The organism is Streptomyces sennicomposti (assembly GCF_019890635.1).
Lineage (GTDB): Bacteria > Actinomycetota > Actinomycetes > Streptomycetales > Streptomycetaceae > Streptomyces > Streptomyces sennicomposti.
This window is the reverse complement of the sequence record NZ_JAIOAB010000009.1, coordinates 21,286-41,300: the sequence shown is the minus strand read 5'-3', so window position 1 is coordinate 41,300 and position 20,015 is coordinate 21,286. Positions and strand designations below refer to the sequence as shown.

The window sequence follows — 20,015 nt, the reverse complement described above, 5'->3', positions numbered from 1 at the left end:
GTGGTTCAGCCGATCTGCGCGTTCTTGGTGACGGTCACCTGGTCGATGTCGGAGGTCCGCACGGTCACGGCGACCTGCCAGTCGCCCGCCATCGGGATCTCCACCCCGCTCGCCGCCCAGTGTCCGGTGGTGATGTGGTCGGGGGCCACCGGCAGCGGCCCGATGCTCTTCGCGGTCAGGGTGAAGGCGACCTTGACCTCGGGAACGTCGAAGGCCTTGCCGTCCGGCCGCTGCACATAGAGGTGCATCTCGTTGCCGCCCACGCGCGCGGGGTCGATGTCGAGCCGTACGACGCCCTTGCCGTTCTGGCCGCCCGTGTCGAACGGCATGTCGAGGGTGACGGTCCCGGCCGAGGACGACGAGGAGGACGAGGACGACGAGGTGGCCGCCGCGGCCTCCTCCACAGTGCGTCCGGGTTCGGTCTGCGTCAGCACGGTGGTGACGACGAGCAGGACCACGGCGACGCCCGCCTCGGCCAGCACCGAGCGGCGCAGCCCGGAGCGGTTCGGGTCGGCGTCGCGCTGCCGCTTGAGCCGGGCCGCGTCCATGGCGGCCCGCTGCCGGGCGAGCTGAGCGGCCCGCCGCGCGTCGCCGCCGGCCGCCGCGGCCTCCGTGGCGTGCTTCCCCTTCGCTGCGGCCCCCGTGGCCTGCTTCCCAGCGCCCGCACCGGCCTTTCCGGCGCCCGCGCCCGCCTTCACCGCGGCCTTGCCCGCCTTCACCGCGGCCTTGTCCGTCGCCGCCTCGGCCAGCCGGGCGGTCCAGCGCCGGGAGAACGACGCGATGGCGACGAGCACCAGCACCAGGGCGACCTTGACCAGCAGCAGCTGCCCGTAGCGCGTCCCGGTCAGCGCGGACCAGGAGCCGAGCTGGCGCCAGGACTGGTAGACGCCGGTGGCGATCAGCGCGACGACCGAGCCGAAGGCCAGGCGGGAGAAGCGGCGTACGGCGGCGGGCTCGACCGGCCGGTCCGCGGGCGCCCGGTACAGCGCGACCAGCAGTGCGGCGAGCCCGCCGAGCCAGGCGGCCACGGCCAGCAGATGGACGACGTCGACGGGCATCGCGATGCCCGGCTGGAGGCCGACCGAGGCGTGCTCGGCCATCGCCCAGCTGGCGGCGAGCCCGGCGGCGACCACCGTCCCGCCGATCGCGAGCCCGAAGGTCAGGTCCCGCTTCTCCTCGTCCTCGCGCTTCTCGTACACCCCGAAGAGCACCGCCACGAACAGCGCCGCTGCGGCGAGCAGTAGCAGCCGGGAGACCAGGGCGGCGCCCGTCTTCGTCTGGAGCACCTGCCCGAGCAGGTCCAGGTCGACGATGTCCCCGGCCTTGCCGGAGGTGGTGTAGGAGCCGCGCAGAAGCAGCAGGGCGAGGGTGGCCGTGGTGAGGGTGAGCCAGCCGGAGACGACGAGTCGCTGCACGGCCCGCACCCCGGCCCCGCGCTGCCAGCAGGCCAGCACGAAGGCGGCGCCGCCGGCCAGCACGATGAAACCGGCGTACGAGGCGTAGCGGCCCACGCCGTACAGCAGGCCGACGAGTCCGCCGCCCACCTCCTGGCCGCCGGTGACGACCGACGTCTTGGAGGGGGCGCCGATGGAGAAGGTGTAGGCGCCGCCGACGGGATGGCTGTCGGCGGAGATCACCTGGTAGGTGACGGTGTAGGTGCCCTTGGCCAGGCCGCCGCGCAGCCGCACGGCGTACGTGGTCCCGCTGATGTTGGCGGGCTTTCCGGTGTCGACCCGCTTGCCCGCGGGGTCGAGCACGCGCAGCGAGTCGTCGCCCATGGCGACCTGCTCGGAGAAGGTCAGCGACACCTGGGCGGGCGCCTGCGGGACCACCACCCCCTGCTGGGGGTCGCTGCCGGTCAGCGCGGCGTGCGCGGCGGCGGGGCCCGCCCCGGCCAGCAGCAGGCCGGCGACGGCCAGGAGAAGCAGCACCAGGGGCCGGGCGGCCCGGGGGGTGATGGTCCGCGTCAAGGTGGTCCCTCCCTCAGTGTCCGGTCGACGGGTTGTACGTGGCCGGCTTGACCGGCATCTCGACCCTCAGCTCGCCGGACTTGGCGAAGTGCAGGACGACGGAGACCATCTGGCCCTGCTCGGGCCTGCGCTTGAGGCCGTCGAACATCAGGTGGTCGCCGCCGCTCCTGAACTCCAGCCGGCCGTGCGCGGGCACGGTGAGCCGGTCGGCCTCCCGCATCGTCCCGCCGACGGTCTCGTGCGCGGTGACGGAGCCGGCCGCGTCGCTGGTGACCGAGGTGAGTTCGTCGGCGGCGCCGCCCTTGTTGACGATCGTCAGGAAGCCGGCCGCCATGGAGTCCGACACCGGCTGGGGCATGTAGGCGGAGCCGACGGACAGGTCGGGCCGGGCGCCGGAACCGTCGCCGGAGGCGGAGGCCGAGCCGCCGCACCCGCTCAGCAGGGCGGTGCCGGCCAGCGCGCCGGCCGTGAGGAGAGCCGTCGTCGCGCGCCTCACGGGTTCTGTCCCTTGACGATCTTGGGCAGGTCCTTGGTGAAGTCCTCGACGGTGGTGCTCTCGCCGTAGACCACGTAGCCGGCGTCCGTCTTCGGGGAGAAGGCGATCACCTGGGTGCCGTGCACGGAAACGAGCTTGCCGTTCTTGTCCTTCTTCGTCGGCTCGATGGCGATGCCGACGCTGCGCGCCGCGGCCTGGATGGTGGCGAAGTCGCCGGTCAGCCCGATGAACTGGCGGTCCATCATGCCGAGCCACTTGCCGAGTTCGGCGGGGGTGTCACGGGCCGGGTCGGTGGTCACGAACACCACCCGCAGCTTGTCCTGCTCCGCCTTGGGCAGCTTGCTCTTGGCGACGGCGATGTTGCTCATCGTCAGCGGGCAGATGTCGGGGCAGTGGGTGTAGCCGAAGTAGATCAGCGTGGGCCGGCCCGCGGTCTCCTTGCGGAGGTCGTACTTCTCGCCGTGGGTGTCGGTGAGCACCAGATCCGGCTTCTCGAACGGCTGGTCGAGGACCGTGGCGGCCTGCTGCGAGGACTGCTCGGCGACGACGGTGGCGGGCTTGTCGCCGCCGCCGCTGCTGTCGCAGGCGGAGAGGGCCATCAGGGCGGCGGCGAGCAGCGCCGTCGCGGCGTACGTCTTCTTGCGCATAGAGAAATGTCCCAGAAGTGAGGAATCCGGCGCGCACCGGGGTCGTACAACGGAGTCGCACGACCCCGGTGCGCGCTGCGGACGGCGGATCAGGCGGCCGTGGTCCGCCGGCGCCCGGCGAACACGCCGTACGCCACGCCCGCCGCGCCGACCACGATGCCCACGACGCCGAGGACCCGGGCCGTGGTGTCGGTGCCGCTCTTGGCGGAGGCGGTGCTCTGGGCCGCGGGCTTGGCGTCGGCGGCGGCGGTGGCGTCCGGGGCCGCCGCGTCATGGCCGTCGGCCGCGGCGGTCAGCTGGAGCGTGGGCGCCGGGTTGTCGGGCTCCTCCTGGCCCTTCTGCTGCACCTCGATCCAGCGGACGACCTCCTTGTTGGAGTACGTCTGCAGCGCCTTGAAGACGAGCTGGTCGGTGTCCTCGGGCAGCGCGCCGAGGGAGACGGGGAACTTCTGGAAGTAGCCCGGCTCGATGCCCTTGCCGTCGGCGGTCCAGGTGACCTTGGTGACCGCCTCGGTGATCTTCTTGCCGTGCATCTCCAGCGGCTTGGCCAGCGCGGACTTGGTGACCTGGATCTTCCAGCCGTCGATGGGCTGCGGCATCACCGAGGCCAGCGGGTGGTCGGCGGGGAAGTTGACCTCGAGCTTGGTCGTGGAGGCGTTGTCGCGCTCGTTGGGGACCTTGAAGTCGACGACCGCGTAACCGCCCTTGGCGGCCGCGCCCTCCGGCTGCACGGTGACGTGCGCGAACGCGGGGACGGACACGGCGAGGACGGCGGTGCCGGCGAGGGCGCCGACGGTGACGAGACGGGAGGTCCTGCGGGTGATGGCCTTCATGGCGAAGTGCACTCCGATGCGAGTGGGTGTTCCGGTGATCGGGGAGAGGCGCGTGCGCGGGACGGCCGGCCGTACGGCCTGCCGGGCACGGGCACGCGCGCGTGCCGCGCGACGGCGGCCCGCTCCCCCGGCCGGGCCCGCTCGGCGGGCTCGCCGGACTCGATGGGGTGCTGGTCGCGTCGCGTCAGGCGGCGAGAGCGAGGCCGGCGGCCGGCGGGCCGCGGCGGATCACCGTGTGCAGGAGTGCGGTGGTGGGGGGTGTGAGCGGCGTGGAGTCGGCCGTGCGGGCGAAGCGCGGGCCCGTTCCGGGCGCGGTGGGCAGTCCGGCGCACAGGGCGCACACCAGCGCGAGCGCCCCGCGCAGCGACCGCATGAGCGCGCCCTCGGCGACGCCGTGCGCCGACAGCTCGATCAGCCGCAGCAGGGCGAGGTCGCCGCGCCGCAGCAGCCAGCCCGCGGCGAGCGCGGCCAGCACGTGGCCGAGCAGCATGGGCAGGGACGGCAGCAGCGAGGCCGCCGCGCCGCCCGTGGTCAGGGCGTCCGCCGGGTGCCGCGCGGCGGACGGCGCGGGACCGGAGTAGAGGTGCGCGTCGACCAGGATGCGGTAGGCGCGGGCGGGGCTGATCGCCGCGCCGGTGCCGCCGCAGACGTAGTGCGCGGCCCGCTCCACCAGCGTGGCGTCGGACAGCGCGTGCGCGTGGTCCATGGCCGCCATGGACCCCGAGCCCATGCCCGCCGTCGAGCCGGAGGCCATGCCGGGCATCCCGGCCATGCCGCTCATGCCGTTCGCGGCGCCCATGCCGTGCTGTCCCAGCCCGAACAGCGTGTGCAGCACGGTCTGCCCGAGCGCCAGCAGCGCCGCGATCCCCGGCAGCGAACGCGCGCGGCCGGCGAGCGGCGCCACCAGGACGAGCGAGCCGAGGAACCCCACGGCGAGCGTCCACAGCGGAACCGTGGCGCAGGAGGCCAGCGTGTGCCCGGCCGCGGCCAGCACGACGCAGACCGCGGCGAACACCGCGGCCCGCAGCAGGCGAAGATCGCGTCCGGCGGTGGCCGTGCGCGCGTGGGGGGCTGTCATGGCGGCCCCATCATCCCACCGACCCCGCCCGCGCCGTACGCCAGGTCCGTGAAATGAGGTACGTACCGCTGGGTCCCCTTTTCGTCCCAGGGCCGTCCGCTTTTCGTCCGGTGGCCACCGGGCATACACCGGTTCCGTTTCCCCCACATCCGCCGATCGGGCGGCCGGGTGCGAACGCTGTGCTTACGTTCGAGCGCACCGGGCAATACGTAACGGTATGTCGAGCCGCGGCCGGGAGGCTGGAGAGCATGAGCATCTGGTGGTCACTCCATCTGCGGCGTGACGCTGCGAGTGTGCCGCTGGCCAGGCGGCTCCTGCTCGGCGCCATGGAGACCGCGGGCGTCGACCCCGACATCTCCTTCGACCTGTCCCTCGCCCTGAGCGAGGCGTGCGCGAACGCCGTCGAGCACGGCGGGGACGGCGACCGCTCCGAGGCGTACCGCGTCACCGCCTACCTCGACGGGGAGAAGTGCCGTATCGAGGTGGCCGACGCGGGGCCCGGCTTCCCGTCCGGCGTGCGCCGCGCCCCGGCGCGTACCGCGCACACCGACGCCGAGCACGGCCGCGGGCTGTGCCTCATCCGGGAACTCGCCGACCACGTCCACTTCGCCAACCGGCCGGGCCGGGGCGGCGCGGTGGTGAGCTTCGACAAGATCCTCAAGTGGCGCGAGGACGCTCCGCTGATGGCGGTGTAGGGGCCAAAAGCCCCGGCGCCCCGCCTCTCAGCCCCCGTGCAGCACCTTCGCCAGCGCGTCCAGCGCCTGAGGGTACAGCCGCTCCCTCGGGGTGCCGTAGCCGACGATCAGGCCCTGGGGGCGGGTCTCGCGCGGGGTGTGCCAGTGGGCGGCGAGGCTCCCGAGGGCCAGGCCCTCCGCCTCGGCGCGGGCCAGGACCTCGGCCTCGTCGGGGACGTCGACCAGGGCGTGCAGCCCGGCGGCGATCCCGCGCACCCGGCGGGAGCCGAGTCGGTCCAGCAGCTGGTCGCGCCGCCGCCGGTAGCGCAGCCGGCACGCGCGCACGTGCCGGTCGTAGGCGTGGCTGTCGATCAGCTCGGCGAGCGCCAGCTGGCCGATGGTCTCGGTGTGGTGGTCGCTGTGCAGCTTGGCGTCGGCCACCGCGTCCACCAGGTGCGGCGGCAGCACCATCCAGCCCAGCCGCAGCGCCGGACCGAGCGTCTTGGAGGCGGTGCCGAGGTAGGCGACCTGGCCCGGCGCCATGCCCTGGAGGGCGCCCACGGGCTGGCGGTCGTAGCGGAACTCGCCGTCGTAGTCGTCCTCGACGATCAGCGCGCCACGCGCGCGTGCCCAGTCGGTGAGCGCCCGCCGCCGCTCGGGGTGCAGGGTGACCCCGGTCGGGTACTGGTGGGCGGGCGTGACGACGACGGCCCTCTCGTCGCCGAGGTCCCGCACCCGCACCCCGCGCGCGTCCACCGGCACCGGGACGACGGTGCCGCCGCCGCGCCGCACCACCTCGCGGTGGAACGGCAGCCCGGGGTCCTCCATGGCGACGGCGCCGCCCTCCAGCACCCGGGTCAGCAGCGCCAGCCCCTGCACATAGCCGGAGGTGATCACGATGCGCTCCGGCGGCGCGATCACCCCGCGGGCCCGCCCGAGGTAGCCCGACAGCGCGGTGCGCAGTTCGATCCGGCCGCGCGGATCGCCGTAGTCGTACGCCAGCGAGGGGGCCGTGGCGATGGCGCGGCGCAGCGCCCGCAGCCAGGCCGCCGCCGGGAACGCGCCGACGTCCGGGCTGCCCGGCCGCAGATCGAAGCGGGGCGCACGCGCGCGTGCCGTCGGATCCGGCTCCTCGGCGGGGACGGCGGGCAGCTCGGCGACCCGGGTCCCCGAGCCCTGCCGGGCGGTCAGATACCCCTCGGCGACCAGCTGGTCGTACGCGGCTTTCGCGGTGCCCCGCGAGATGCCGAGTTCGCCGGCCAGCCGCCGGGTCGCCGGCAGCCGGGCGCCCGGTCTCAGCCGCCCGTCGCGCACCGCGTCCCGGATGGCCTTCTCCAGGCCCGCCCGGCGGCCCGCCGCCGCGTCCGGTTCCAGATGCAGGTCCACCCCGACACCGGACCAGAAGTCGTGCACGTCCACGACACCCCTCCCCCTGGGCACGTGAACGGCCGGACACCGCGCGGGTGCCCGGCCGTCGCTCTCGGATCGGCTCCCGGATCAGCCCGTGAGCCGGGCCATCCAGGCCTCGACCTCCTCGGCGCGGCGCGGCAGCCCCGCCGAGAGGTTACGGTTCCCGTCCTCGGTGACGAGGATGTCGTCCTCGATGCGGACGCCGATGCCGCGGTACTCCTGCGGGACCGTCAGGTCGTCGGCCTGGAAGTACAGGCCCGGCTCGACGGTGAGGACCATGCCCGGCTCCAGCGTGCCGTCCACGTACGTCTCGGTGCGCGCGGCGGCGCAGTCGTGCACGTCCATGCCGAGCATGTGGCCGGTGCCGTGCAGCGTCCAGCGGCGCTGCAGACCCAGCTCCAGCACCCGCTCCACGGGGCCCTCGACCAGGCCCCAGGCGACGAGCTTCTCGGCCAGCACGCGCTGCGCGGCGTCGTGGAAGTCGCGGAACTTGGCGCCGGGGCGCACCGCCGCGATACCGGCCTCCTGGGCCTCGTACACGGCGTCGTAGATCTTGCGCTGGATCTCGCTGTACGCGCCGTTCACCGGCAGTGTGCGCGTGACGTCGGCGGTGTACAGGGAGTGCGTCTCCACGCCGGCGTCCAGCAGCAGCAGGTCGCCGGAGCGGACCGGGCCGTCGTTGCGCACCCAGTGCAGCGTGCAGGCGTGCGGGCCGGCGGCGGCGATGGTGCCGTAGCCGACGTCGTTGCCCTCCACGCGCGCGCGGAGGAAGAACGTGCCCTCGATGTAGCGCTCGCTGGTCGCCTCGGCCTTGTCGAGGACCTTCACCACGTCCTCGAAGCCGCGCACCGTGGAGTCGACGGCCTTCTGCAGCTCGCCGACCTCGAAGTCGTCCTTGACCAGGCGGGCCTCGGAGAGGAAGACGCGCAGCTCCTCGTCGCGCTCGGCGGTGACCTTGTCGGTCAGGGCCGCCTCGACGCCGGCGTCGTGGCCGCGCACGACGCGCACCGGGCCGGTCGCCTCGCGCAGCTTCTCCGGCAGCTCGCGCACGTCGGAGGCGGGGATGCCGTACAGCTTCTCGGCCTCGGCCAGGGAGTGGCGGCGGCCGACCCACAGCTCGCCCTGCCCGGAGAGCCAGAACTCGCCGTTCTCCCGGTCGGAGCGGGGCAGCAGGTAGACCGTCGCCCGGTGGCCGCCGGCGGCGGGTTCCAGGACCAGGACGCCGTCCTCGGTCTGGTCGCCGGTGAGGTACGCGTACTCCACCGACGCCCGGAAGGGGTAGTCGGTGTCGTTGGAGCGGGTCTTCAGGTTGCCCGCGGGGATCACCAGGCGCTCGCCCGGGAACCGCGCGGACAGCGCGGCGCGGCGGCGGGCGGTGTGCTCGGCCTGCTCCACCGGCGCGAGGTCGCGCAGCTCGGTGTCGGCCCAGCCGGACTTCATGTTCTCGGCGAGCTCGTCGGACACGCCCGGGTACAGGCCGTTCTTGCGCTGCTTGATCGGCTGCTCTTCTTCGGAAGTCTCCGGGGTCTCCGGCAGCTCCTCCGCCACGGTGTTCCTCCTCGATACGGCACTGGACCACCACCCATCGTACGGTCGTACGGAAGGGGGCCGACGGCGGTAGTGCCTGTTACCGGAGGCCTGCGGCCCAACGGGCCCGCGCCGGGGGCGCATCGGGCCGGACGCGCGCCGCCGCGCCGCTCGAAGCGCGCCCGCCCTACTCGAAGCGCGCCGCCAGCAGCGCCACGTCCTCCGCGCCGTCGCTGGCGTCCAGGCCGTCCGGCAGCACCGTGCGCAGCACGTGGTCGGCGATCGCGCCGGGGTCCTGGCGCGCGGCGCGCGGGACGGTCGCCGCGGCGGCGTGCAGCCGGGCGAAGGCCCGGTCGACCCGGTCGCCGGTGCGGTGCAGCAGCCCGTCGGTGTACAGCAGCACCGTTTCGCCCGCGGCGACCTGGAACTCCACGCTCGGCGCCTCCCAGCAGGAGAGCATGCCGAGCGGCGCGGACACCGAGGTCTCCACGTACTCGGTGCGCCGCTCGCCCACCAGCAGCGGCGGGCTGTGGCCGGCGCCGGCCAGGGTGATCCGGCGCAGCGCGGGCTCGCAGTAGGCGAACAGGGCGGTGGCGCTGCGGGCAGGCTCGGTCAGCCGCAGCAGCAGTTCCAGATCGGACAGGACGGCGACCGGGTCCTCGCCCTCCATCACCGCGTACGCCCGCAGCGAGGCCCGCATCCGGCCCATCGCGGCGACGGCGCCGGGCCCCGCGCCGGTGACCGAGCCGACCGCGAGGCCGAGCGCGGCGTCGGGCAGGGGCAGCGCGTCGTACCAGTCGCCGCCGCCGCGCGGTCCGGTGCGGTGCCGGGCGGCGAGCTGGACGCCGGGGACGCGGGGCAGCCGGGAGGGCAGCAGTTCCTCGTGGACCGTCGCCATGCACGCGCGCGTGCGCTCGCCCTCCAGCAGCCGGGCCAGGTGCTCGGTGGCGAAGCGGACGTAGAGGCCGGCGAGGTGGCGCTGCCGCTCGGTCGGCTCGGCGGGCTCGTCGTAGAGCCAGCCGGCGGCGCCGAGGCGGCCGGCGGCCTCGGTGGACAGGGGCAGCGCGTAGCCGGCGGCGTAGCCGAGCCGGGCGGCCACCTCGCGGTGGCGGGCGTCGAGGCCCTCCTCGGCGAACAGGTCGGGGCACACCACCTCGCCGGCGCCGCCGGGCAGCCCGGCGGCGGTGTCCAGGAGCACTCCGTAGGGCATGGCGTCGCGCGGCACGGTCTCGATGTGGCCGAGGTCGGCGCGGCCCAGGCCCAGGCCGACGGTGGTGTCGGGGCCGAGGCCGTCGTCGGGTTCCAGCACGACGAGTCCGCGCCGGGCGCCCACGAGCGCGGCGCCGGCGCGCAGCAGTTCGGTCAGGGCGGTGTCCAGCCGGCTGGTGCGGTTCAGCCGCTCGGTCAGCTCGTGCAGGGTGGTGAGGTCGGAGACCCAGCCGGCGAGGCGGTCCTGGAGGAGGGCGCCCGGCGGGTCGGGGTGGTGCGGGGCGCCGCCGGTGGCCGCCGGGGCCGTCGGGACGGTGCCGGAGGCCGAGGTCGCGGGCGCGACAGTGTGTGCCGGTGCGGGGACCGTCGAGTCGATTCCGGCCACTTTCGAGGGGTGAGGGGCGTTCATGGCGTCCGGCTTTCCGACCGGTGCGTACTGCTGGAAAGCATCGCAAACCCCCATGTCATTCTGCGCGGCCGGCAGTGTCTCCACATGTACACGCACTCGTGAGGGGATGTCCAGCATTGTCCTGCTGGGTTTCCTGGTGTCAGTGGGCCGTGCCGGGTCTTCCTTCGAACCTCTTGCGTCACAACGAAGTTGGCTTGAAACTGCCTCGGGTAACGACCTATTGCGGTCGACTGGGTTTGCTCCACAGAGCGTCACAGCGGTCGTGATGGGTACGTACTCGGAGAAGGCCGGGGGTGGTTGGCAGCCACCCGGAACCCGGCGACGGACCCGGGCGTCCTATCCACCGACGACCGTGCCCCATCCTCGCGTGACGGCGGCGGAGAGCAGAACGCGCGACGGCGAAACGCCAGGCTCCGCCACCCCACGCCACGCCCGTGCTCTCGGAAATCGCAGTACGGGCGGGCTGCCGCGACAGCAGCCGATGCTCGGCCCATAGGGGTTCCCCGTGCCCGCAGGCAGGGGTGTGATGCGCCATCAGGTACGCACAGTGAAGTGATCGACACATGGTGTGATGTGACCACGGTGTTGCCAGCGGTGCAACGGAAAGGACGAGCGCTCATGCGCGAGATCCCCGGAAGGCGACGCAGGCTCCTGTCCCGGCGCGGTACGGACGGGACCGAGCCGATCGGAGCGGCTTTGACCTTCGCGACCCGGTGGCAGTGGCCGGTGGTGCCGGGCGTGGCGCCCGACCCACGACGGCCGGGCCGGTGCGGCTGCCCCGACGCGGAATGCACGGTGCCCGGCGCCCACCCCTTCGACCCGGGGCTCCTCGCGGCCACCACGGACGCCCGGATGGTGCGCTGGTGGTGGACCAACCGGCCCACCGCGCCGATCGTCCTGGCCACCGGCGGCAACGCGCCCTGTGCGGTGAGCCTGCCCGCCCTCGCCGCCGCCCGCGCCCTGGCCGCGCTCGACCGCGCGGGGGTGCGCCTCGGCCCGGTCGTCGCCACGCCCACGCGCTGGGCCCTCCTCGTCCGGCCATACTCCATGGAGCAGCTCGGCGAACTCCTCTACGCCAAGGACTTCGTGCCCGGCTCGCTCCGCTTCCACGGCGAGGGCGGCTACCTCGCCCTGCCGCCGTCCGAGACCGGCGCCGGTCCGGTCCGCTGGGAGCGCGCACCGCTGCCCGGCTCGGCCGCGCCCTGGGCGCCCGACGTGGAGGCCGTGGTGGACGCCGTCGTGGACGCCCTCACTCGTACGGGTGTGAGCGCGCCCGAGTTGTAGGGGGCGTCGGGCGCGGGGGAACGGCGTTGTCCGTTCCGGTCGTTATCGTCCCCTTATGCCGCGCCAGCCCTCACCCCAGCCCCAGCCCCGGTCCGCGTTCCGCTCCGGGGACGGCAACGGAAGCCGGTCGCCGCGGCGCGGCGGGCCGGACCCCCGACGGGTCCGGCTGCTCGCGCTCGCGGCCGTCGTCGTGGGCACCGCGGTGCTGCCGCTGGCCGTCGCGTCGGCGGGCCAGGTGGGCGACCGGGACGAGGTGACGGCGGGCCGGGCCGGTACGCCGGCCGGTGCGGTCGCGGGCCGCGCGGGCGGACCCGGCGAGGCGTCCGCGGGCCGGACCGGCGGCGCCGGCGGCGCGTCCGCCGGGCGTGCTCACGACATCGACGACGCGACCGCGCGCCGGACCGACGGCCGGACGACCGGCGGCCGGACGACCGGCGGCCGGGGCGAGGCGTCCGCCGGCCGGGCGGGCGGTCCGAGTGGTCCGGGCGGCGCGTCCGCGTGGTCCGCCGTGCGGTCCCTGGCGGGCGACGACGACAAGATCCCCACCGCACCGCGCCGTTCCACGCCGCTGCTCGGCATCGGCCCGGCGACCGCCGTCCGCTGCGGGCCGGAGGTCTCCGCGCCCGACGGCGTGGAGGCGCAGACCTGCGTGGTGAACCAGGGCGACGAGACCTGGGCGCGCACCTACTACCGCAACACCACCGGCGAGCCGTTGGCCGCCGCCCTGACCCTCATGGGCCCCGGCGACCGCACCGTGCGCACCCGCTGCGCGCCCGGCGGCGACGACGAGCCGGAGACGTGCGAGACCCCGCGCGAACACACCCGGGGGACGCCGGCCGACTACACGGCCGTCGCGGAGTTCGCCCGGCGGGGCGGCGAGGGCGCGCTGCTGCTGCGGGCCGGGAGCGACATGAGTGCGGAGGGCACGAGGTGAACACGGAGGACGCGAGCTGAGCGCGGGGAGCGCGAGCTGAGCGCGGAGGGCGCGAGCTGAGCGCGGAGGGCGCGAGCTGAGCCCGGAGGGCGGAACGTGAGCGCCGGGGGCGGAAGTTGATGTTCCGTCGGGTCATCGGCCGCCGGTTCGCCGACGCGCTGTTGATCTCAGGCAGCGCTCGGTGAGCTGCCGCGCGCATGGAAAGACCCGGTTGCTGGCGACGGGGGATGCACCAGCAACCGGGCTACTGGAACGGTAACAAGAGATCGCCGGTTCGCAAATTCCATCTCGGCTTTCCGGTCACCGCCTTGGTGGCCTTTCCGGACACCGACTCACCTCTGTACAGGGGGAGTTGTGGCGGAGGCGGCCGTTCCGTGCGAAGGTGTTCGGCTGACCGACCGGTCAGCCGAACCCGTCCGGGGGCCGGTCAGCTGAGCGTGACCTGCCGGTTGGTCAGACCGCCGCGGGCCCGGCGCTCGTCACCGGTCAGCGGCGCCTCGGCGGCCAGCGCCTCGGCCAGCCGCTCGGCGAACTCCGCGGCCGGCTTCTCCACGTCCTGCGCGCCCATCTCGCCGGGCAGGTCCCAGACCGGCACCGTCAGACCGTGGGCGCGGAAGGAGCCGACGAGGCGGGTGCCCTCGCCGAGGCGGGAGCGGCCCGCCGCGTGCAGCCGGGCCAGCGCGTCCAGCAGGCGCTCCTCCGGGTGCGGCATGACCCAGCGCAGGTGGTTCTTCTCCGGCGTCCGGCACCAGTACGCCGCGTCGACGCTCTCCAGACGCACGGTCGGGATGGCCGCGGCGTTGGCGCGCTCCAGGGAGGCGGCGACCTCCGGCGTGGCGTTCTGCGCGTCCGGGACCCAGAACTCGAAGCCCTCGTGCACCACCGGCTCGAAGGGGGCCTCGGGGTCCAGCAGATCCTGGAGCCGGGGCCCCTCGGCGGGGGCGCGGCGGCCCTGCACCGGGCTGCCGGGCTCGGCCTCCAGCGCGCGCAGGAGGGTGTCGGCGAGGTCGCGGCTGATGTCGCCGGACGCCGTGTCGTTCTGCAGGCCGATCAGCACCGAGCCGTCGTCCCGGCGCAGCGCGGGCCAGGCCATCGGCAGCACCGTGGCGAGCGTGACCGAGGGGACGCCCTCGGGCAGGCCCTCGCGCAGCGTCAGGGCGACGGTGGCGGCGGGGACCAGCTCGCGCAGCGCCACCCAGTCGCACTCGCCGGGCAGCCCCTCGAACGGCCGCTGCACCAGCTCGGTCACCGCGTGCGCGGCGGCCCGGCCGTGACAGGCCTTGTAGCGCCGTCCGCTGCCGCAGGGGCACGGCTCGCGGGCGCCGACGGCCGGGATCTCCCCGTCCGTGAGCTGCGGGCGCTTGGCCCCCGTCTGGGGTCGCTTCTTGGCCATCTGGGTGTCTCCCGGTTACGGCTCGTCTCGTACGGGCGGGAGCCTAGTCGTTCACGCCCCCGACGACGGGGAGCCTGTGGACAACTCGGTGAATGTGGACACGGGAAGCGGGTGGGGCGGGAGGGGGAGACGAGCGGCGAGAGGTGCGGTGGGCGCGGTGGGGCGCGTTCCGGCCGCGTGGACGGCTACGGCTGCCACACGTGCGGACGGGCACGGCTACGGCATGCACGGCGTCGTACGTGTCGTAGCCGCACGTGCGTCGTAGCCGTACGTGCCGTAGCCGTACGTGTCGCAGGGCTGTCGTCGTGGTGTCGCCCGGCCGTCTGCGGGCGGCGGCTCAGTCCAGGTCGTCGAAGGCGTCCGCGAAGTCCAGCTCGGGCAGGGCCGCCACCGCCGGGGCGGCGACGCGGGTGGCGAAGTCGTCGCGGCGGTGGCCGGCGTCCGGGTCGTGCACGTCGTCGTGGACGACCACCCAGACGGTGACCTCGCCGCGGACGTCGTCCCGTACTCCCCAGTCGTCGCAGAGCGCCGAGATGATGTTCAGACCGCGACCGCCGTGGGCGGTGACCGAGGGCGTGGCCGGGGCCGGGCGGGTCGGGCCGCCGCCGTCCGTCACCTCGACGATCAGCCGGCCGCCCGCGTCCACGCGCCAGGCCGCCCGCACGTCGCCGTCACCGGCGAGCGCGCCGTCCAGCGGCCTGCCGTGCTTGCAGGCGTTGCTCAACAGTTCGGAAAGGATCAGTACGGCGTCGTCGATCACCGATTCCGCCACGCCGCCGCCGCGCAGCTGCTCGCGCATCCGGCGCCGCGCCTCTCCCACGCCCGCAGGGCCATGGGATACGGCCATGCACGACGACGTGGGCACCTCCTGTGCCACCACCAACGCCACCCCCGAGACCTCCTTCGCCCCACGCCACGGTGTGGATGCCCCATCGGCCTGAACCGGAAACCGGCCGTTCCCCGCCCGGCGACGCACTCGCCGAGGTCGAACACGCACCGAACGCGCCGGAGCACTCCCTGTCGACACATGGCCGGATTTCTACGGTGTGGCCGAAACCGGAGCTTGGTGGCAGGGGACCGCCCCGGTCAAGAGCCGCGACGCATCGGTGACGGATCAGCGGCCGAGCTGTTGCAGCACCGCGCGCGGGCGGTTGGTGATGATGGCGTCGACGCCCAGCTCGACGCAGAGATCGACGTCCTCGGGCTCGTTCACCGTCCACACGTGCACCTGGTGCCCGGCCTGCTTGAGCCGCTCCACGTACGCCGGGTGGCCGCGCACGATCCGGAGGGAGGGACCCGCGATCCGCACCCCGGCCGGCAGGCGCCCGTCGCGCAGCCGGGGCGAGACGAACTGCATCAGGTAGACGGTCGGCAGCGTCGGCGAGGCCGCCCGCACCCGGTGCAGGGAGCGCGCCGAGAAGCTCATCACCCGCACCGGCGACTCGGCGGCGGAGGCCGGGGCGTCCAGCCCGAACCGCTTCAGCAGCTCCAGCAGCCTCTCCTCCACCTGCCCGGCCCAGCGGGTGGGGTGTTTGGTCTCGATCGCCAGCTCCACGCGCCGGCCGGCGTCGGCGACGAGTTCGAGCAGCCGCTCCAGGGTGAGGACGGAGGTGTCCTCGGGGTCCTCGGGCCGCACCTCCCAGTCGGGCTCCTCGTCCCGGCCCCGCCAGGAGGCCCGGGTCCGCAGGGCGCCGAAGTCCAGGGCGGCGAGGTCGGCGAGTTCCAGGGCGGACACCGCGCCGCGGCCGTTGGACGTACGGTTGACGCGGCGGTCGTGCACGCAGACGAGATGGCCGTCGGCGGTGAGGCGCACGTCGCACTCGAGCGCGTCCGCGCCGTCCTCGATGGCCTTCCGGTAGGCGGCCAGCGTGTGCTCCGGGGCGGCCTCGGAGGCGCCGCGGTGGGCGACTACCTGGGGGTGGTGCTGCCGTGCGTGGGTCACCGCGTCATGGTGCCATCGTCGTGGGGTAGGCGTGACGGCGAACGGGTGTCGATGATGTGTCCGTTTCATGTGAGATGACCTATATAAGGAACAGGGTCGGACCCACAGCCACGGCTTATGGTGCTCTGACGGCCTGTGGGAAAAGCTGACTACCTACACATGTACATGCACAGCTGGAGCACGCCGGGTCGTCGGCAGGCATGAGCGAGCGTGACCTAGTGCGACCGACAACAACAGCCGTGGATCGAGGAGAAGAGCTGTGAGCACCGAGAACGAGGGCAACGAGGTACCCCCGGCCCCGTCCGCGCCTCCCGTGCCGGTGGACCCGTCCGCAGCCTCCCCGCAGCAGGCCGCCCCGCGGAGCGGCGGTGCGCCCACCCCGCCGCCGCCCAGCACGCCCCCGCACGTGCCGGGCGCCGCGCACCAGTCCGCCCCGGCCGGGACCCCCGGCGGCCCTGGTGCTCCGAGCGGCGGTCCCGGTGCTCACGACGGCGGCCCTGGCGCTCAGGGCGGGCCGGGCTTCTCCGACGCCCCCACCGCCACCGGCGCCCCGGCCCCGGACGCCCCCGGCTACGGCAGCTCGCCCGCCGACGGCTCCTGGCCGCCCCCGCCCCCCGCCACGCCCGCCTACGCGGCCGGCGGCGGCACGGGCACGGGCACGGGCCCCGGTGCGGGCGAGGGGTACGGAGCGGGCCAGGGCGCGGGCTCGGGCGAGGGTTACGGATCGGGTCACGGCCCGGGCTCCGGCGAGGGCTACGGAACGGGTCACGGCCCGGGCTCCGGCGAGGGCTACGGAACGGGTCAGGGCGCGGGACCCGGCGGTGGTCACGGCGGTGGTCATGGCGCGGGACCCGGCTGGGGCGCCGGCTGGGGAGCGCCGGCGCAGCCCGAGCAGAAGGCGCGCGGCCGGCGCGGCGGGCTGATCGCCGCGGTGCTGGTGGCCGCGCTGGTCGCCGGCGGCCTGGGCGGCGGCCTCGGCTACACCCTGGCGAAGAACGACGACAACAGCGGCTCCACCACGGTCTCCGCCTCCGACTCCGGCGCCGCGCAGGTCAAGCGCGACCCGAACTCGATCGCGGGCGTGGCCGCCAAGGCGCTGCCGAGCACCGTCACCATCGAGTCCGAGGGCGCCAACGGCCAGGGCGGCACCGGAACCGGCTTCGTGTTCGACACCCAGGGCCACATCGTCACCAACAACCACGTGGTGGCCGACGCCGTGGACGGCGGCAAGCTCACCGCCACGTTCCCCAGCGGCAAGAAGTACGACGCCGAGGTCGTCGGCCACGCGCAGGGCTACGACGTCGCCGTGATCAAGCTGAAGAACGCCCCGTCGGACCTGAAGCCACTCGCCCTCGGCGACTCGGACAAGGTGGCCGTCGGCGACGAGACGATCGCCATCGGCGCGCCCTTCGGCCTGTCGAACACGGTGACGACGGGCATCATCAGCGCCAAGAACCGGCCGGTCGCCTCCAGTGACGGCAGCTCGGACAGCAAGGCGTCCTACATGAGCGCCCTGCAGACGGACGCCTCCATCAACCCGGGCAACTCCGGCGGCCCGCTGCTGGACGAGCGCGGGGCGGTCATCGGCATCAACTCCGCGATCCAGTCCTCCAGCAGCGGCGGCCTCGGCGGCTCGGGCCAGTCCGGCTCGATCGGCCTGGGCTTCGCCATCCCGATCAACCAGGCCAAGTACGTCGCCCAGCAGCTGATCAAGACCGGCAAGCCGGTCTACGCGAAGATCGGCGCCTCGGTGTCGCTGGAGGACGGCTCGGGCGGTGCGACCATCACCGACCAGGGTGTCGGCGGTGCGGCGTCGGTGGAGTCCGGCGGGCCGGCCGACAAGGCGGGTCTCAAGTCCGGCGACGTGATCACCAAGCTCGACGACTCGGTGATCGACTCCGGGCCCACCCTGATCGGCGAGATCTGGACCCACAAGCCCGGCGACAAGGTCACGATCACCTACAAGCGCGGCGGCAAGGAGCACACCACCACGGTCACGCTCGGCTCCCGCGTGGGCGACAACTGACCGCCGGCCTGACGAGGGCGGCCCCCTGGGCCGCTTGAACGCCCGCCTCGCCCCGTCCCCGCGCCGTACGCGATCGACGGCGCGGGGACGGAGCGAGGACTAGCCACGCGGCTTCCCTTACGGGCAGGCCGACTTGATCCCCCGTGCGGACCTCACCCCCGCACGCACCGAGAGGCCGGTAGTCTGTACCCGCTCCGCCCCAGGTGGGCGAGGAGCGAGGTGGGTTGCCCGAGCGGCCTAAGGGAACGGTCTTGAAAACCGTCGAGGCAGCGATGTCTCCGTGGGTTCAAATCCCACACCCACCGCAGTGGTCGAGAGTCCCTGACCGGCAGGATCGGTCGGGGGCTCTCCTGTTTCCTTTTCCCTCGCCGCGGGCGGCCGTGGTCCTCCGGGGACGGTGGCCGGGGGCTCATGGGCGTCGGTCCGTTCGGCGGGCCGCTGAGGCGATGGTTGCCCGGGCTTCTCGTTCGGTGAGGCCGGTGGTGGTGGCCGCGAGGGTGAGCGCGGTGGTGAGGGCGGGGCCGATGCCCGTCTCGTAGGCGCGGCAGGCGGCCCAGAACAGGCGGGCGTTGCGCTGGCCCTCGTGTGCCGCGAGGACGAACCGCACCAGGCTCTCGCCCGAGCGGTCACCGGGCGGGTGCGCGCGCTGGCCGGGGGCGTGCGGCGGGGGCAGGAGGAGGCGCAGCAGGGCCCGCGGGCAGGGGGCGGGCGGCAGGTGGGCGGTGCCGGGGGCGACGGCGTAGACGCCGCGCTCGGTGCGCGAGCCGGGGCCGACCAGGTAGCCGCCCGCGCCCCGGATGTCGATGCCGGGCGCCAGCCGGCTCGCGGAGTTCGGGACGACCACGTCCGCGGGCCCGCTCAGCCACAGGTGACGGCCGCCGCTCGGGGTCAGGACGACCACGGTGGCGGGGACGGTGAACCGGTGCCGCCGGGCGAGGCCGCGCAGCGCGGCCACGGCGTCCGTGCCGGCCTTGGTGTCGAGGTCGACGCCGATCAGGTGGTACGGCGGCAGCCCGCAGGCGATGCCGTAGCCGGTGGCGCGGGGCGCGGCGGCGAACAGCGCGCGCACGCGCGCCGGGTCGGCCGAGGCGTCGTGGACGCCGTGGCCGAAGCGACCGCACTCGCCGCGGCAGGGCGGGCGGCCGGGGTCGGGGTCGTCGCGGTGGGGGGAGCGCAGGGCCGGGAGCTTCGTCCGGGACAGGGGGATCACGGCCAGGCCGCGTTCGGCGGCTGACAGGGCGTGCGCGAGGGCCAGCGTCGTGGCCTGCCGGTCAAGGGTGGCCATGGATCGATGGTCGTACGTGCGTTCGAAAAAGGGAAGAGGGGGTGAGGCGGCACGCCCGGGGGTGCGGGGTCGCGGGGCGTCTTGCCGGGGTTTCGGGGTGGTCGGCGGCCGGTTCCCGGGGCTGGTGCAGGGACGTTTCGGCCCTTGCGGGGGCTGGGTGGCCGAGGGGGGTCCCGGTCCCTCCGCAGGGAGTCCGCGTCGGCCCCGAGGGCGCGAAACGTCGCGAAAGGGGTTTATTGACCTGTCCTCACGCTTGCGTGGGAATCGGGATCTCCGGGGTGGTACGCGGGGGACCGGTGGGCAAGCCTGGTCTCGCGACGTCGCACAGAGCGCCGGGGCGGTCGGCCGACCTCCCTGGTGACAGCCGAACTTCAGCACCTCTCACTGAAGGAGCACCATGGCAAGCATCCGTACCGTCCGCCTTCTCGCCGCCGTCACCGCGCTCCCACTCGCCGCCGCCCTCTTCACCGGCGTCGCGGCCGCGGACAACGGCGCCTTCGCGGACAACGGATCGAACGCGGGCGCCGCGAGCGTCGCCGGCAGCGGTGTCGGCCGCGACAACGCCGGCAACTCCTCCACCGCGCAGCAGCAGGCGGTCGGCACCGGCGCCTCCAACCAGAGCAACAGCGCCCAGGTCGACGGCTCCGCCTTCACCGGCGTCCAGCAGGGCAACAGGAACCTCGCCGTCCACTTCACCCCTCTGTGGTGAGCCGGGGCGGGCCGGTGCGCTTCGTGGGGAACCGCCGGCCCTGACATCCCGGGGACACCCCGGGACGTGCTTGTGGGGATGTGACACGCCTGCGCGGCGGTGCTCCGGCGCCGCCGCGCAGGCGTGCGTACGAGGAGGGGGGCGGGCAGGCACGCGTGCCAGGGGTGTCGGGCAGGCGCTTGTGCGAGA

At 74.4% G+C, this 20,015-nt stretch carries 17 protein-coding genes and 1 tRNA gene; 6 read left to right on the top strand and 12 right to left on the bottom strand.

The window, feature by feature from the left end; all coding sequences use genetic code 11:
• Positions 1-5: 5 nt before the first annotated feature.
• From K7787_RS07930 to K7787_RS07910, 5 genes are all read right to left on the bottom strand, one after another.
• A complete protein-coding gene (locus K7787_RS07930) occupies positions 6-1,970 on the bottom strand; it encodes a copper resistance CopC/CopD family protein (RefSeq protein WP_223000960.1) in 1,965 nt (654 codons plus the stop codon).
• 13 nt (positions 1,971-1,983) lie between these two features.
• Complete coding sequence (locus K7787_RS07925) at positions 1,984-2,466, bottom strand: copper chaperone PCu(A)C (RefSeq protein WP_223000959.1); 483 nt, start codon at positions 2,464-2,466, stop codon at positions 1,984-1,986.
• On the bottom strand, positions 2,463-3,113 hold the full coding sequence (locus K7787_RS07920) for an SCO family protein (RefSeq protein WP_009189499.1): 651 nt from the start codon (positions 3,111-3,113) through the stop codon (positions 2,463-2,465). The genes K7787_RS07925 and K7787_RS07920 overlap by 4 nt, the downstream gene beginning before the upstream one ends.
• 89 nt (positions 3,114-3,202) lie before the next feature.
• Positions 3,203-3,946 (bottom strand): YcnI family copper-binding membrane protein, encoded by a 744-nt coding sequence (locus tag K7787_RS07915; protein WP_164394477.1) that lies wholly within the window; start codon positions 3,944-3,946, stop codon positions 3,203-3,205.
• A gap of 184 nt (positions 3,947-4,130) precedes the next feature.
• Positions 4,131-5,024 carry a hypothetical protein gene (locus tag K7787_RS07910; protein ID WP_223000958.1) on the bottom strand — a complete coding sequence of 298 codons (894 nt, stop codon included), beginning with the start codon at positions 5,022-5,024 and terminating at the stop codon, positions 4,131-4,133.
• Between the two features lie 248 nt (positions 5,025-5,272).
• On the opposite strand from K7787_RS07910, the gene K7787_RS07905 reads away from it, so the two are divergent.
• On the top strand, positions 5,273-5,719 hold the full coding sequence (locus tag K7787_RS07905; RefSeq protein ID WP_043261038.1) for an ATP-binding protein: 447 nt from the start codon (positions 5,273-5,275) through the stop codon (positions 5,717-5,719).
• A gap of 27 nt (positions 5,720-5,746) precedes the next feature.
• On the opposite strand, the gene pdxR is transcribed toward K7787_RS07905, so the two are convergent.
• From pdxR to K7787_RS07890, 3 genes are all read right to left on the bottom strand, one after another.
• Positions 5,747-7,111 (bottom strand): MocR-like pyridoxine biosynthesis transcription factor PdxR, encoded by a 1,365-nt coding sequence (pdxR, locus tag K7787_RS07900; protein ID WP_169438327.1) that lies wholly within the window; start codon positions 7,109-7,111, stop codon positions 5,747-5,749.
• Between the two features lie 84 nt (positions 7,112-7,195).
• A complete protein-coding gene (locus tag K7787_RS07895; protein WP_223000957.1) occupies positions 7,196-8,656 on the bottom strand; it encodes an aminopeptidase P family protein in 1,461 nt (486 codons plus the stop codon).
• Positions 8,657-8,822: 166 nt separating this feature from the next.
• Complete coding sequence (locus K7787_RS07890) at positions 8,823-10,370, bottom strand: PP2C family protein-serine/threonine phosphatase (protein ID WP_009189493.1); 1,548 nt, start codon at positions 10,368-10,370, stop codon at positions 8,823-8,825.
• A 501-nt stretch (positions 10,371-10,871) separates the two neighbouring features.
• Between K7787_RS07890 and K7787_RS07885 the strand changes: the two genes are divergently transcribed.
• Both K7787_RS07885 and K7787_RS07880 read left to right on the top strand, forming a co-directional pair.
• Positions 10,872-11,537 carry a bifunctional DNA primase/polymerase gene (locus K7787_RS07885; protein ID WP_009189492.1) on the top strand — a complete coding sequence of 222 codons (666 nt, stop codon included), beginning with the start codon at positions 10,872-10,874 and terminating at the stop codon, positions 11,535-11,537.
• 55 nt (positions 11,538-11,592) lie between these two features.
• Positions 11,593-12,471, top strand: a complete 879-nt coding sequence (locus K7787_RS07880) for a hypothetical protein (protein ID WP_247720671.1) — start codon at positions 11,593-11,595, stop codon at positions 12,469-12,471.
• A gap of 427 nt (positions 12,472-12,898) precedes the next feature.
• Here K7787_RS07880 and K7787_RS07875 read toward each other — a convergent pair whose 3' ends face one another.
• From K7787_RS07875 to K7787_RS07865, 3 genes are all read right to left on the bottom strand, one after another.
• Positions 12,899-13,864: a DUF5926 family protein gene (locus K7787_RS07875; protein WP_169438254.1), complete on the bottom strand. Its 966-nt coding sequence runs from the start codon at positions 13,862-13,864 to the stop codon at positions 12,899-12,901.
• Positions 13,865-14,201: 337 nt separating this feature from the next.
• Positions 14,202-14,753, bottom strand: coding sequence for an ATP-binding protein (locus K7787_RS07870; RefSeq protein WP_372456622.1), 552 nt, complete (start codon positions 14,751-14,753; stop codon positions 14,202-14,204).
• A 225-nt stretch (positions 14,754-14,978) separates the two neighbouring features.
• On the bottom strand, positions 14,979-15,806 hold the full coding sequence (locus K7787_RS07865) for a glycerophosphodiester phosphodiesterase (protein WP_009189488.1): 828 nt from the start codon (positions 15,804-15,806) through the stop codon (positions 14,979-14,981).
• Between the two features lie 259 nt (positions 15,807-16,065).
• Between K7787_RS07865 and K7787_RS07860 the strand changes: the two genes are divergently transcribed.
• Both K7787_RS07860 and K7787_RS07855 read left to right on the top strand, forming a co-directional pair.
• Positions 16,066-17,832, top strand: coding sequence for a S1C family serine protease (locus K7787_RS07860; RefSeq protein ID WP_223000956.1), 1,767 nt, complete (start codon positions 16,066-16,068; stop codon positions 17,830-17,832).
• Between the two features lie 218 nt (positions 17,833-18,050).
• A tRNA-Ser gene (locus K7787_RS07855) sits at positions 18,051-18,137 on the top strand.
• 104 nt (positions 18,138-18,241) lie between these two features.
• On the opposite strand, the gene K7787_RS07850 is transcribed toward K7787_RS07855, so the two are convergent.
• Positions 18,242-19,117 (bottom strand): bifunctional DNA primase/polymerase, encoded by an 876-nt coding sequence (locus K7787_RS07850; protein ID WP_223000955.1) that lies wholly within the window; start codon positions 19,115-19,117, stop codon positions 18,242-18,244.
• Positions 19,118-19,514: 397 nt separating this feature from the next.
• On the opposite strand from K7787_RS07850, the gene K7787_RS07845 reads away from it, so the two are divergent.
• Positions 19,515-19,826 (top strand): hypothetical protein, encoded by a 312-nt coding sequence (locus K7787_RS07845; protein WP_009189485.1) that lies wholly within the window; start codon positions 19,515-19,517, stop codon positions 19,824-19,826.
• Positions 19,827-20,015: the final 189 nt, after the last annotated feature.

Coding starts and splice junctions, on each gene's coding strand:
- K7787_RS07910 (WP_223000958.1), bottom strand. CDS start 5,024: ATGACAGCCCCCCACGCGCGCACGGCCACCGCCGGACGCGATCTTCGC.
- K7787_RS07880 (WP_247720671.1), top strand. CDS start 11,593: ATGCCGCGCCAGCCCTCACCCCAGCCCCAGCCCCGGTCCGCGTTCCGC.
- K7787_RS07890 (WP_009189493.1), bottom strand. CDS start 10,370: ATGCTGGACATCCCCTCACGAGTGCGTGTACATGTGGAGACACTGCCG.
- K7787_RS07875 (WP_169438254.1), bottom strand. CDS start 13,864: ATGGCCAAGAAGCGACCCCAGACGGGGGCCAAGCGCCCGCAGCTCACG.
- K7787_RS07915 (WP_164394477.1), bottom strand. CDS start 3,946: ATGAAGGCCATCACCCGCAGGACCTCCCGTCTCGTCACCGTCGGCGCC.
- K7787_RS07845 (WP_009189485.1), top strand. CDS start 19,515: ATGGCAAGCATCCGTACCGTCCGCCTTCTCGCCGCCGTCACCGCGCTC.
- K7787_RS07850 (WP_223000955.1), bottom strand. CDS start 19,117: ATGGCCACCCTTGACCGGCAGGCCACGACGCTGGCCCTCGCGCACGCC.
- K7787_RS07905 (WP_043261038.1), top strand. CDS start 5,273: ATGAGCATCTGGTGGTCACTCCATCTGCGGCGTGACGCTGCGAGTGTG.
- K7787_RS07920 (WP_009189499.1), bottom strand. CDS start 3,113: ATGCGCAAGAAGACGTACGCCGCGACGGCGCTGCTCGCCGCCGCCCTG.
- K7787_RS07885 (WP_009189492.1), top strand. CDS start 10,872: ATGCGCGAGATCCCCGGAAGGCGACGCAGGCTCCTGTCCCGGCGCGGT.